The sequence below is a fragment of the Jatrophihabitans sp. genome, assembly GCF_036389215.1.
Taxonomy (GTDB): domain Bacteria; phylum Actinomycetota; class Actinomycetes; order Mycobacteriales; family Jatrophihabitantaceae; genus Jatrophihabitans_A.
Genome location: NZ_DASVQG010000212.1, coordinates 1 through 13,334 on the forward strand (window position 1 = coordinate 1; position 13,334 = coordinate 13,334).

Consider the following 13,334-nt stretch of genomic DNA (forward strand, 5'->3'; position numbering starts at 1 on the left):
ACGAGGTCCGCGCACTGGTCAACGATCCCCGGGTCAGCAAGGACGGCCGGCGGATGAATGAGCTGTTCGCCCGGCACTCAGGTCTGGAGTTCGAGCCCGACACCGACGAGGCAGCCGGTGTCGGCTTCGACGACGACCTGGCAGCGCACATGCTCAACAGCGATCCGCCACGGCACACCCGGTTGCGTGCGCTGGTCAGCAAGGCGTTCACCCCTCAGCGAGTGGCGAAGCTACGGCCGCGCATCGAGCAGGTGGTCGAGCAGCTGCTGGACACCTTCGAGTCCCGCTCGGAAGTGGAGCTGGTCTCGGAGTTCGCGGTGCGACTGCCGATCACCATCATCTGCGACCTGTGCGGCATGCACGAGGACGACCGGGAGAACTTCCGGCAGTGGTCGCTGAAACTCGTCGGCGCCGGCCAGGATCCGGAGGAGGTCGCCGCTGCCTCCAAGAAGATGGTCGACTACGCGCACTCGCTGATCGACAGCAAGCGAGCGGCCCCGGGCGATGACCTGATCAGCGAGCTGGTGCAGGTCACCGACGGCACCGACCGGCTGACCCAGGGCGAACTGGTCGCGATGATCTTCGTGCTGGCAGTGGCCGGTCACATCACGACGATCTACTCGATCGGCAACGCCGCCGCCAACCTGCTGAGGCATCCCGAGGAATTGGCTCGGCTGCGTGCCGACCTCTCCCTGATGCCGGCAGCCGTGGATGAGCTGCTGCGCTTCGACGGCCCTTCCGCGGTAGGCACGTTCAGGTTCACCAGGGAAGCGATCCCGGTAGGCGACAAGGTCATACCGGCGGGTGAGATCCTGGCCCTGTCCTGGCATTCGGCCAACCGCGACAGCAGCCACTTCCCGGACGCCGACCGCCTCGACCTGACCCGCCGTCCGGTCGGCCCCATGTCCTTCGGCCACGGGCTGCACTACTGCATAGGTGTGCCGCTGGCCAAGATGCAGATCGAGATCGCGCTGAGCCGGCTGATCACCCGCTATCCGCACTTGCGACTCGCCGTCGACCCGGAGGAGCTGCGTTGGGACCACAGCGCGCTGCTGCGTGGTCTGCTGGCGCTTCCCGTCCTGGTGTCGCCGCCGTGCTGACACTGACACCCCTGAAGATCTGCGCACCCGAGGTGGAACGTTGGGTTCTGATGCCGGCAACGGGCCTGGAGGATATTGATGACAAGGCGTGAGGTCGAACTGCTTGCGATCGGAGCCGGACCGTCCAATCTTGGGCTGGCGGCAGCGCTGGAGGAACTCGCACCCGATCTGGCCGACAACACCCTGATCATCGATCGCAATCCGACGATCGAGTGGCAGTCGGGGTTGCTGCTGCCGTGGGCCAAGAGCCAGGTGTCCTTCCTCAAGGATCTGGTGACGCTGCGCAATCCGCGCAGCCGGTTCACGTTTCTGAACTTCCTGAAGTCGACCGGCCGGCTGGACGACTTCATCAACCTGGGCAACCAGAGCCCGTACCGCCTGGAGATCTCGGCCTATCTGAACTGGGTGGCCGAGTCGCTGGCCAGGGTCAGGGTGGAGCTCGGCCAGACCTGCGTCAGCATCGACCCGGTCCGCTCGGCCACGGGTACCTTGACCGGCTGGGTCACCAGGCTCGCCGACGGATCCTCGATCGCCAGCCGCTACCTCGTGATCGCCACCGGACGCGACCCCAACATCCCGCCGGTGCTGGCCGGCCTGCCGCCGAACCGGGTCATCCACAGCACCCGGTACCGGCCGGGGATCGCCGGCCTGCAGCGGCAGTTGCCCTACCGGCTGGCGCTGATCGGAAGCTCGCAGAGCGCTGCGGAGGTGTTCCGCGCACTCCGCACAGACCTGCCCGACAGCGATGTGGCCTGGGTGATGCGCTCGATCGGTCCTACCGCGGATCCGTCCAGCAAGTTCACCAACGAGCTCTATTACCCCTCCTACGTCGATGAGTTCTTCGACACGCCAGCCACCGGCAGGGCGCTCATCCGGCAGGAGCTGTACAAGACCAACTACTCCTGCATGACGCCTGCGATGTTGCAGAGCCTCTACACCGACTTCTACCGGGACCGCCTGAATCACCGGTACGACCGCCGGTTGATCACGATGACCGAGGTCACCGCCGCTCGCGAGGACAACGGTGAGGTGGTGCTCGAACTGACCGACCGCAAGAGTGGCGCCGTCAGCGAACTCCGTCGCGACATGGTGTTCCTTGGCACCGGTTTCAACTGGCAGCCGCCGAAGCTGGTCCAGGGGCTCGCCGACGCGATCGGGCTCGACAGGGTCGAGGTGACGCGGGGCTACCGGCTGCAGATCGACGAGCCGACCGAGGCCGCCTGCTACCTGCAGGGTATCAACGAGGCAACCCACGGAATCGGTGATTCGCTGCTCAGCGTCCTGGCCCACCGTGCCAAGGACATCACGCTCGACGTCCTGGCCCACCGGGCGGCGATGCAGGACGGCACCGGCGTGCGAGCCACCGCGCACGGCGCGAACACCCTTGAACAGATTGCGGGAAGGTAGAAATGGCAGTCGACATCGTCCACCTCCAATCGGACAACCTCCTGTACGAATACGGGCTGCACACCCAGCGGCTCCAGCCGTGGAACGTGCTGAACGCCCCGTTCGAGAGTTCCTGGGCACTGGCCCTTCCGGGCACCCGATCGACCCTGCACTCCCATCACGAGCATGAGATCTTCATCGCGGTGCGCGGCTCGGCCGTGATCGAGTGCGACGGTGACGAGACCCCGTTCGCCGCCGGCGATGTGGCGTTCTTCCGGCCGGGCAAGAAGCACCGGCTGCTGAACGACGGCGAGGAGGAGTTCATGTTCTACAGCGTGTGGTGGGACGAGGAGATGTCCGAACGCTTCCTCAGCCAGAACCGCGCGAAGACCCAGGCGTGAGGCCGCCACGCCCTGCCGAGGATGACCGTCCCGTCCTGGTCCTCGGCCCCAACCCGACGCCCAACGGCGGGATGCACCTGGGCCACATCGCCGGGCCGTACCTGGCCGGCGACGTCTACGCGCGCTACCAGCGAGCGCGCGGCCGCAAGGTCGTCTTCACCACCGGCACAGATGACAGCCAGACCTTCGTGGTGGCCTCGGCCCAGCGGCTCGGTGTCGGACCGGAGGAGCTGTGCCGCACGTCCACCGAGCTCATCCGCGAGGCACTGACCGCGATCGGCATCTCCTTCGACGGGTTCGGCCCGTTCGACCAGACCTACCAGCAGACGGTTCTGGACTACTTCCGGGCACTGCACGCCGCCGGCAAGTTCCGGCTCAAGACCGTGCGGATGCCCTATCTCGAACGAACCGGGGAGTTCATCGTCGAAGGCCTGATCGAGGGTGAGTGCCCGGTCTGCCTGGCGACCTGTCGCGGCGGGCTGTGCGAGACCTGCTGCCATCCCAACAACTTCGACGAGCTGCTCAACCCGCACTCCACGATCGATCCCCGCGACGTGCCGGTAGTCCGGGAGACGACGATCCTGGTGCTGCCGATGGAGGAGTACCGGGAGGAACTCACCGCCTACCACGAGCAGTGGTCCTCCTACTGGCGCCCGCACCTGGTGCAGATGGTGCGCGACGTCCTGTCGCGCCCGTTGCAGGACCTGCCGATCACCTACCCGCTCGCCTGGGGCATGCCGGCGCCGTTCCCCGAGACTCCCGGACAGGTGCTCAACGCCTGGCTCGAGCTGATACCGGCCGGCATGTACACCTCCTCCTACGCCGCGGCGCAGCTGGGCCGCCAGACCACTCCCGGACAGCTGTGGCTGCCCGAGGAGAACATGCGCATCGTGCACTTCCTCGGCTTCGACAACGCCTACTTCTTCGCGCTCACGCACATGGCGCTGCTGATGGCCCACGGCCAGAAGTACATCCGGCCGGAATGGGTGCTGACGAACGAGTTCTACGAGCTGGAGAGTGAGAAGTTCTCCACCAGCAAGAGGCACGTCCTGTCGGTCCAGGAGTTGCTGGAAGAGATGCCCAGGGATCCGGCACGGCTGTACCTGGCGCTGACCGCGCCGGAGTACCAGCGAACCACTTTCAGCCGTGCCGGCCTGGACAAGGTCAGCCGGGAACGGCTGGTCGAGCCGTGGAACAGGCTGGCCGACATCATCGGCAAGGCAGTGGCCAATGCCAGCGGCGCCACGCCGGTGCTGCCGGTGTCGGCGGTGGGCCGGGCCCGGGTCGCGACGATGCTGGCACGCTTCGACTTCAACTACGAGATGCCCAACTACAGCCTGAACCGGTGCGCCGACACGATCCTGACCCAGATCGGCCGGTTGGGCAGGCTCGCGGACACCTTGGACGGGCACGGCCTGGACGACGAGCCCGAGGCTTGGGGCGATCTGATCCTGCAGGTATCTGCGCTGCTGGCGCTCAGCGCTCCGATCCTGATCGACCTGGCCGAAGCGGCGCGGCAGGCCGGGGGCTTCGACGGCGTGCTCAGCCCCGCGGCGTTCGACGTCGCCGAGGTCGCGGCGTTCGTCCCCCCGCTGCTGTCCCTAGCCGCGACCGCTGCCGGGGCTGCCTCCGTAGCGGGCAGGTGAGTCGGGTGCGGGTCGTAGTGGTGGGGGGCGGCGTGATCGGCCTGCTCACCGCTGTGGAGTGTGTTCGCTCCGGAGCGCAGGTCGATCTGGTGGAGCAGTCGGCGATCCCGTCGCCGGTGGCCACCTCCTACGACCAGCACCGGGTGATCCGCACGCTCCACCGAGGCGAACCGCGGCTGTCGATCGCGGCCGCCGGCTTGCATGAGGCGTGGGTGGAGACCGAGCGCCGGCTCGGCGGCCGGTTCTACCACCGCACCGGAGTGCTCACCGTCGTGACGGACATCGAGGCCGAGCTGGCGCTGCTGTCCGAAACGCGCGTGCCGGTCCGGGCACTGACCGGCCGGGAGCTGCCGGCGCGGTATCCGCAGCTCCGGTTGAAGGCAGGACAGCATGCCATCCTGGAGCCGGCCGCCGGCACCGTGCTGGCTGACCGGGCGCTGCTGGCGGCGGCTCGCTGGCTGCGCGGCCATCCCGCCGTACGCACCCACCCGCACTGCCGGGTCACCCAGCTGACCGACTCCGCGACCGTCGGGTTCGCCAATGGTCGCACCCTGTCCGCGGACAGCGTCGTGGTGGCGGCCGGACCGTGGTCGCGCAACCTGCTGCCGGCCGGGCTCGCGGCGAGCCTGACCTTGAAGCGCCAGACGATGCTGTCCTACTCCCCGAGCTGGTTTCCCGCCGCATGGTCCAGATCACCGGCCGTGCTGGGGCTGGGCAGCACGGGCGACGCCTGGATGATGCCGCCGGTAGCCGGCACCTCGGTTCGGCTCAGCGCGGCCAGCGCGTGCCGCACGGTGGCCGACCTCACCGATCGCCAGACCCCCGGCACCTGGCGCACCCACCTGACCCGCCGGTTCGGCACCCTGCTCACCGCGTTCGAACCGGGCGCGGTGACCGGTGCGACAGAGGGTTACTACCTCACCGACGAGGCCGGGCAGGGCCCGCTGCTGGTGCGCCTGGGCGACGAGGTATGGGCATTCGCCGCCTGCGGGGGGATGTCGTTCAAGTTCGCTCCGGTGCTTGCCCGGGCGCTGGCCGACCGGGCGCTGGGAAACCCGGCACGACCGACCGGCCTGGAGTCGGTCGACCTGCCTCGGCAACTCGCCGGCGATCTCCGAGGCGGAGCATGAGCCCGATGCCGTTGGCGGCCGGCTTCGCTCCGCTTCCGCAGCCGGCCGGCCACGACCTGCTGGTGTTCCTGATCCAGCTGGGCGCGCTGCTGGCGTTGGCGTTGGCGCTGGGGCGGCTCGCGGCTCGCGTCGGGCTGCCGGCGGTGGTGGGCGAGCTGTTGACCGGAGTGCTGGTAGGGCCGTCCCTGCTCGGCCACCTGGCACCCGGGCTGTGGCACTGGCTGTTCCCGTCCAGTGCGCCGCAGGCGAACATGATCAACGCGGTGGCCCAGGTGGGCGTGCTGCTGCTGGTCGGCCTTTCGGGAATGCACGTCGACCTGGGCCTGATCCGGCGGCGCGGCGCCACCGCGGTCAGGATCAGCCTCGGCGGCCTGCTGATTCCGCTCGTCCTCGGGGTGTCGCTGGGTACGGTGCTGCCGGCCACCATGAGATCGGCCGGCACCGACCGCGCGACCTTCGCCTGTTTCCTCGGCGTGGCCATGTGCGTCAGCGCCATCCCCGTGATCGCCAAGACGTTGCTGGACATGAAGCTGCTGCACCGCGACGTCGGCCAGTTGACCCTCGCCGCGGGCGCCGTCGACGACGCCGTCGGCTGGTGCCTGCTGTCGGTCGTGTCGGCGATGGCCATCGGCGGCGTGCACGGCTGGCGGATCGCCCTGACCGTGGCCGAGATCCTCGCCTTCCTGATCGCGGCAGCCTTCATCGGCCGACCGGTGGCCCGGGCGCTGTTCACCCTGGCGGGCCGCAGCTCCGACCAGGGCCCTGGCGTGGCCGTCGCCGTGGCGATGATCATCGGCGGTGCGGCCACCACCCAGGCACTCGGGCTCGAGCCCGCGTTCGGCGCCTTCGTCGCCGGCATGCTGCTGAGCGCGACCCGGGTACGGCAGGTCATCGACCCGGCCCGGTTGGCGCCACTGCGGACCTTCGTGCTGTGGGTCGGGGCGCCGGTCTTCCTCGCTACCGCGGGCCTGCGGATGGATCTGGCATCGCTGGCGCATCCAACGGTGCTGCTCTCGGCGCTGATCGTGCTGAGCGTGGCGGTGCTCGGCAAGTTCGCGGGCGCGTATCTCGGCGCGCGGCTGTCCCGGCTCTCGGCTCGTGAGGGATTCGCGCTGGGCGCCGGGATGAACGCGCGGGGCGTGGTGGAAGTCGTCGTCGCCATGGCAGGCCTGCGGCTCGGCGTGATCACCACCTCCACCTACACCATCATCGTGCTGGTCGCCGTGGTCACATCGGTGATGGCGCCGCCACTGTTGCGACGGGCGATGGCGGGGCTGGACCACAACGCCGACGAGCGGATCCGCGAGCTCGAGCATGCCCGCTGGTCGGGCACGACCGAACGAGCTTCCTCAGGTCCTGGCGGCTGAACCGTGTGCCGCTAACCGGACGGGTGTATCCATCCACCCGTCAACAGCCCTCTCCTAAGTGGAGAACTCCTTTCAGTGCAAGGCCAAACCGACCCAGCTGGAGCAGTCTATGAGCGACATCTACCCCACCCAGGTCTGTCTCAACGAGCAGGAGCAGGACGCGTTCCGGCTGCTGGCCGACGAGCTCGCCGGCTATGACCCGGTTGCCGAGACGGAGAGTTTCGTGATGGCCGCGCAGTTGCTCAGCGCGCGGCTGCCCGAGCGGATCCGGCGAGCGGCCCTGAACTTCCGCCGTAACGGTGACAGCGCCGGCGGCATGCTGCTGCGCAACCTGCCGGTGGACCCGCTGCCACCGACCCCCGACCATGCCGACTACGGCCTGGGCATCCGGTTGCCGGCGGCCCGGGTGTTCAGCCTGGCCTCCGCCCTGGTGGGTGAGCAGTTCGGTTTCCAGCCCGAACTCGCCGGCCAGATCATCCAGGACATCCTGCCGGTCAAGGGATTCGAGGACACCCAGCAGTCGATCTCCAGCAGGGCGCTGCTGGAACTGCACTGCGAGACGGTCTTCACCGAGTACCGGGCGGACGTGATCGGCCTGCTCTGCCTGCGGCCGGATCCCGAGCGCTTCGCGCGCACGGTGCTCGCCCCGACCGCCGTCCTGCTGCCACTGCTGGATGCCCGGACGCTGGAGATCTTGAGCGAGCTGCGCTTCAGCACCACGGTGGACGGCTCGTTCCTGCGCGGGTCCGGGCTCAGCGACCCGATCGTGATCGGCCCGGTCCGGGTTCTGGACGGCGATCCCCGGCGCCCGCGGATCCGCTGCGACTTCGCCGAGACCCGAGGCCTGGACGACGAGGCACAGGCTGCCCTGGACAAGCTGTATGCCGTCGCCTCCGACGCGGTGATCGATACCCGGCTGGAGGCGGGTGACCTGCTGTTCATCGACAACCACGATTCCTTCCACGGCCGCAGCTCCTTCCGTTACCACGGCGATGGCCAGGACCGTTGGCTGTTGCGCACCTTCATCACCAAGGACCTGTCGCGCAGCCGGGTGCACCGGCCCGGTGACGGTCGGATCGTCGACACCGACTACGCGGTGGGCGCCAACGTCATGGTCCTCACCAGCTGAACCCACCCCGTGACCCTGGCGAGCCGGCCCAGGCCGTGGGCCGGTTCGCCAGTCTGTTGCCCTCTTCCAGTCAACGTGTAATTATGTAATCACAGCGTTGATGTAATGAAGAGGAGATTGTCATGAACACTGCCGAAGAGGGCCCGCAGCACGGCCCGGAAGGCGAAGACGGGCCGGGCTTCGGGCCCGGTCGTGGCCGGCGCGGCCCGGGTGGCCCGCGCCGTGGTCACCGTGGCGGCGGGTTCGGCCGTCCAGGTGGCTGGCAGCAGGCCGAACTGCCGCCGGCCGATGATGCGGCGGCCTGGTTCACCGGCCGATTGCCCTCGGACTGGTTCGTCGGTCCTGCCTCGGTCAGCGTGGACCGCGAGGAGATCATCGTGATCGGCCAACTGCCGCCGGTCGGCGCGCAGGCAGCCGACGCCGAGGAATCCGAGGCCCAGAGCGACGCGGCGGCGGCCGGCCGGATCAGCCGGTTCCGCGAGGACACCCGGCTCGAACGGATGAAGATCGCGGCGGAGGCCGAGGCCCGCTATGGCCGCAAGGTCGCCTGGGGTGCCCAGTTGGGTAACACCCAGGCGCTGTTCACACACCTGTCGGTTCCGGTGATGACACGGTTGCGCCAGCCGGAACGCCAGGTGCTCGACACCCTCGTCGACGCCGGGGTCGCCCGGTCGCGGTCAGAGGCGCTGGCCTGGGCGGTCAACCTGGTCGGCCAGCACACCGACGAGTGGTTGACCAGCCTGCGCCAGGCCATGTCAGAGGTCGACAAGCTGCGCGCCCAGGGCCCCGACCTGTAGTCGCTGTCCATCGTGCGGCCTGGGCGGTCCCCCGATCGGTTGCCGGGGCGACATCCCAGGCCGCGCCATGGACTACAGCCGGGTTATGGCTACTGGCTGGCCTTGAACCGGGTGCCGCGCTGGCGCTGGCGATCCTGCTGGGACAGGGTCACCTTGCGGATCCGCACCGTCTCCGGCGTGACCTCGACGCACTCGTCCTCGCGGCAGAACTCCAGCGACTGCTCCAGCGACAGCCGGCGTGGCGGCACCAGGTGCTGGAACTCATCCGAGGTCGAGGACCGCATGTTGGTCAGCTTCTTCTCCTTGGTGATGTTGACATCCATGTCGTCGGCGCGGGAGTTCTCGCCGACCAGCATGCCCTCATAGACCTCGGTGGCGGGCTCCACGAACAGCGTGCCGCGCTCCTGGAGGTTGATCATCGCGAACGGTGTCGTCATGCCCGGCCGGTCGGCGACCAGCGAGCCCGAGCCGCGGGTGCGCAGCTCGCCGAACCACGGCTCGTACTTCTCGAAGACGTGGTGCACGATGCCGGTCCCGCGGGTGTCGGTCAGGAACTCGGTACGAAAGCCGATCAGGCCGCGCGAGGGCACCAGGAACTCCATCCTGACCCAGCCGGTGCCGTGATTGGTCATGATCTCCATCCGGCCCTTGCGCACTGCCAGCAGCTGGGTGACGGCGCCCAGGTACTCCTCCGGCGCGTCCACGGTGAGCCGCTCGACCGGCTCGTGGATCTTGCCGCCGATGGTCTTGGTGACCACCTGGGGCTTGCCGACGGTGAGCTCGAAGCCCTCCCGGCGCATCTGCTCGACCAGGATGGCCAGGGCCAGCTCACCCCGGCCCTGCACCTCCCAGGCGTCCGGGCGTTCGGTCGGCAGGATCCGCAGCGAGACGTTGCCGACCAGTTCCCGGTCCAGCCGGTCCTTGACCAGCCGCGCGGTGACCTTCGATCCCTTGACCCGGCCGGCCAGCGGAGAGGTGTTGGTGCCGATCGTCATCGAGATGGCGGGCTCGTCCACGGTGATCAGCGGCAGCGGCACCGGGTCCTCCAGATCGGCCAGCGTGTCGCCGATCATGATCTCGGGGATGCCGGCGATCGCGATGATGTCACCGGGGCCGGCGGACTCGGCCGGCTTGCGCTCCAGCGCCTCGGTCATCAGCAGCTCGGTGATCCTGACACTGGAGATGGTGCCGTCATGGCGGCACCAGGCGACCTGCTGGCCCTTGCGGATGGTGCCCTGGAAGACCCGGCAGAGCGCGATCCGGCCCAGGAACGGCGAGGCGTCCAGGTTGGTGACGTGCGCCTGCAGCGGCGCGCCGGTCCGGTAGGCCGGGGCCGGGATGGTGTCGAGGATGGTGCTGAACAGCGGCTGCAGATCATCGGACTTCGGCACGGTGCCGTCCTCGGGACGGTCCAGTGAGGCCTTGCCGTCCCGGGCGCAGGCGTAGACGATCGGGAAGTCGATCTGGTCCTCGGTGGCGTCGAGGTCCAGGAACAGCTCGTAGGTCTCGTCGATGACCTCGGCGATCCGGGCATCCGGCCGGTCCACCTTGTTGATCACCAGGATCACCGGCAGCTTGGCGTCCAGGGCCTTGCGCAGCACGAACCTGGTCTGCGGCAACGGCCCCTCCGAGGCGTCGACCAGCAGCACGATGCCATCGACCATGGACAACCCGCGCTCGACCTCGCCGCCGAAGTCCGCGTGGCCCGGGGTGTCGATGATGTTGATGATCATCTTCTGCCCGCCGGGCGCGACATAGTTCACCGCGGTGTTCTTGGCCAGGATCGTGATGCCCTTCTCGCGCTCGAGGTCGTTGGAGTCCATCGCCCGCTCGTCGACGTGCTCGTGCGCCCCGAAGGCACCCGACTGCCACAACATCGCATCGACCAGGGTGGTCTTGCCGTGGTCGACGTGCGCGACGATCGCGACATTGCGTATCGAGGACCGAATGGCATCGTTGCCGACTTGGGCAGCGCTGTGGTTGGACATGACTCTTCTTTCGTCAGCCGCGAACTCCGCGCGGCGGGCGGATACCCCGCCGCGGCCGCGGTCGCGGCGGGCTTGTGCGGCGGCACCACTCGTGCCGCCATCGGTCCTGCAGGTCTTGCCTTCTGGTGCGGATCTGCCTCTAGTGTTCCCGATCCCGCCGGGAGCCGCGCACCAAGGAACCCATCAGACCCAGGTAGGTCACACCGCCGAGGGCCGCGATGACCGAGGGCGTCGGGTCCCAGTGGCCCGGTAGCGCGGTCACCTCGACACTGCCCGGGTCATACACCACATGGTGCACGTCCTCCGAATGCCAGCGGGGATCACCGAGCAACGGCAGGTTCTTGATGCTGCCGTCGTCACTGGTGAACAAGCCACCGAAGGAGCAGATTCCCTGCCCGCAGGTGCGCGGGCTCACCACGAAACTGCCCCGGATGCCGGTGGGCCGGTCCCCGATATGCACGGCGACGTTGACCACCGCCATCGCGATGGCCGCCAGGCACAGCGCCGGGAACACCACCCAGAACAGCCAGCCCGCCACCCGCCGGGCACCCGGAAACGACATCGGGACCAGCTCGCCGGAGGCTCCGGCGAGCTGGCTGGCGGTCCCGGGTGGGGGGCTCGGCCGGCTTGGTTGGATGGACTGGTCGGCTGGCATCACCGCACATCATCACATCTGTCGAGCGACCGGCTGCGCGCCACTCATCCCGACCGGCTGCGCGCCACTCGTCGCGAGCAGCGGAGCGAGCCGCCCACGGCGGTCACCGACGAGTTTCGACACCCCCGCCGGTCACGGCCCGTGGCGGCAGCTCCGGCGCCCGGCGCGAGGGACGCTGGGCCAGATCCGGCCTGGCCGGCGCGGGCTGGTTCTTCAGCTCGGCGAGCAGGTAGTCGATGCCGGCCTGCAGCTGCGGATCGACACCCTGGTCCCACGCGTGCGGCGGCAGTTCCACCACGATGTCCGGGTCCACGCCGTGGTTCTCCACACCCCAGCCGTAGTTGGAGAACCAGTAGGAGTACCGGGGCTGGGTGACCTGGGTTCCGTCGACGAGCTGGTACCGGTTGTCGATCCCGATCACGCCGCCCCAGGTCCGGGTGCCGATCACCGGCCCGAGTTCCATGGCCTGGAAGGCGGCGTTGACGATGTCGCCGTCGGAGCCGGACCACTCGTTGGCCAGCGACACCAGCGGCCCCCGGGGCGCGCCGGAGGGGTAGGAGTCGGTGGGGGCGTGCCGGGCGGTGGACCAGCCCAGCACCCGGCGGGCCAGCTTCTCGATGATCAACTGGGAGTTATTGCCTCCGCTGTTGTCACGGGTGTCGACCACCAGCGCGTCCCTGGCGATCTCGACCCGCAAGTCGCGGTGGAAGGCCGCCCAGCCGCTGGAGACCATGTCCGGCACGTGCACGTAGCCGACCCTGCCTTCGCTGGCCCGGTGCACCGCTGCCCGCCGGCTGGCGACCCAGTCGAGGTAGCGCAGTTCCCGCTCGCCGCTCAGCGGCCGCAGCACCACCGACCGCTCGACGCCGTCGCGGGACAGGCGCAACTCCACCGGCTTGTCGGCGGTGCCGCGCAACAGCTCAGCGGGGCCGGCCGGCCCTACCGGACGGCCGTTGACGGCAAGGATCAGCTCGCCGGGCCGCGCGGCCACCCCGGGTGCGGTCAACGGCGAGCGGGCGTCGCGGGAGGAGTTGTCGCCGGCGATGATGCGGGCGATCCGCCACCGGCCCTGCTCGTCACGGTCGAGGTCAGCACCCAGGAACGCCGGTGCCAGCACCGGGTCGGCCATCGCGGGAGGCGGCGCCTCGTAGGCGTGCGAGGAACCGGTTTCGCCGTTGATCTCCCACAGCAGGTCCGAGAGGTCATCCCGGCTGCCCAACTGGTCCACCAGCGGACGGTACTTGGCCACCTCAGCATCCCAGTCGATGCCGGCCATGTCCTCGATCCAGTAGTGATCGCGCATCAACCTGGCGGTCTCGTCCACCATCTGACGCCACTCGGCCGGCGGGTCGACCATCAGCCGGACCCGGTCGAGGTCGATCGAGACGGTGTCCTCGCCACCCTCGGCGGGCTTGCGGTCAGCAGGGACCAGGTTGAGCGCCTTGGCGTCCCGGACCACCAGCTTGGCGCCGTTGCCGGACACCGCGAAGTCATCGACCCTGGCCGCCAGTTCGATCCGCTTGCGCTTGCCGAAGTCCCAGCGCTGCAGCGAGGGCCGGATGTCGTCGTCAGGATTGCGGGACTCCCCCAGATCACCGGCCACCGGGCTGTCGGTCCAGATCATGCCGCCTTTGGCCGCCCGCAGGTCCGCCAACCGGCCGGCCGCCACCGGAAACGGCACCACGCGCCCGACAAGGCCGGTCAGCTCGACGGTGATCGGCGGCACCGCGCCGTC

11 protein-coding genes are annotated in these 13,334 nt (G+C 69.0%); 8 read left to right on the plus strand and 3 right to left on the minus strand.

The genetic code is table 11. The features are described 5' to 3' along the window. From VF542_RS11400 to VF542_RS11435, 8 genes are all read left to right on the plus strand, one after another. On the plus strand, window positions 1-1,100 hold a 1,100-nt coding region (locus VF542_RS11400; protein ID WP_408651825.1), incomplete at its 5' end, for a cytochrome P450 family protein. Window positions 1,101-1,178: 78 nt separating this feature from the next. Next, window positions 1,179-2,507, plus strand: a complete 1,329-nt coding sequence (locus VF542_RS11405) for a SidA/IucD/PvdA family monooxygenase (RefSeq protein WP_408651826.1) — start codon at window positions 1,179-1,181, stop codon at window positions 2,505-2,507. Between the two features lie 2 nt (window positions 2,508-2,509). Continuing rightward, window positions 2,510-2,887, plus strand: coding sequence for a cupin domain-containing protein (locus VF542_RS11410; RefSeq protein WP_408651827.1), 378 nt, complete (start codon window positions 2,510-2,512; stop codon window positions 2,885-2,887). Continuing rightward, window positions 2,884-4,533, plus strand: coding sequence for a class I tRNA ligase family protein (locus tag VF542_RS11415; RefSeq protein ID WP_408651828.1), 1,650 nt, complete (start codon window positions 2,884-2,886; stop codon window positions 4,531-4,533). Before VF542_RS11410 ends, VF542_RS11415 begins: the two co-directional genes overlap by 4 nt. A 5-nt stretch (window positions 4,534-4,538) precedes the next feature. Beyond that, window positions 4,539-5,663, plus strand: coding sequence for an NAD(P)/FAD-dependent oxidoreductase (locus VF542_RS11420; protein ID WP_408651829.1), 1,125 nt, complete (start codon window positions 4,539-4,541; stop codon window positions 5,661-5,663). Window positions 5,664-5,668: 5 nt separating this feature from the next. Further along, window positions 5,669-7,030 carry a cation:proton antiporter gene (locus VF542_RS11425; RefSeq protein ID WP_408651830.1) on the plus strand — a complete coding sequence of 454 codons (1,362 nt, stop codon included), beginning with the start codon at window positions 5,669-5,671 and terminating at the stop codon, window positions 7,028-7,030. A 109-nt stretch (window positions 7,031-7,139) separates the two neighbouring features. After that, on the plus strand, window positions 7,140-8,159 hold the full coding sequence (locus tag VF542_RS11430; RefSeq protein WP_408651831.1) for a TauD/TfdA family dioxygenase: 1,020 nt from the start codon (window positions 7,140-7,142) through the stop codon (window positions 8,157-8,159). A 122-nt stretch (window positions 8,160-8,281) separates the two neighbouring features. After that, a complete protein-coding gene (locus VF542_RS11435; protein WP_408651832.1) occupies window positions 8,282-8,956 on the plus strand; it encodes a hypothetical protein in 675 nt (224 codons plus the stop codon). A gap of 89 nt (window positions 8,957-9,045) precedes the next feature. Here the strand turns inward: VF542_RS11435 and typA are convergent, their stop codons facing one another. The 3 genes from typA to VF542_RS11450 form a co-directional block, all read right to left on the minus strand. Next, a complete protein-coding gene (typA, locus tag VF542_RS11440; protein WP_408651833.1) occupies window positions 9,046-10,944 on the minus strand; it encodes a translational GTPase TypA in 1,899 nt (632 codons plus the stop codon). Between the two features lie 139 nt (window positions 10,945-11,083). After that, complete coding sequence (locus VF542_RS11445; protein ID WP_408651834.1) at window positions 11,084-11,506, minus strand: hypothetical protein; 423 nt, start codon at window positions 11,504-11,506, stop codon at window positions 11,084-11,086. Between the two features lie 196 nt (window positions 11,507-11,702). Then, window positions 11,703-13,334 (minus strand): S41 family peptidase (locus VF542_RS11450; RefSeq protein WP_408651835.1); only part of this gene is annotated, 1,632 nt, incomplete at its 5' end.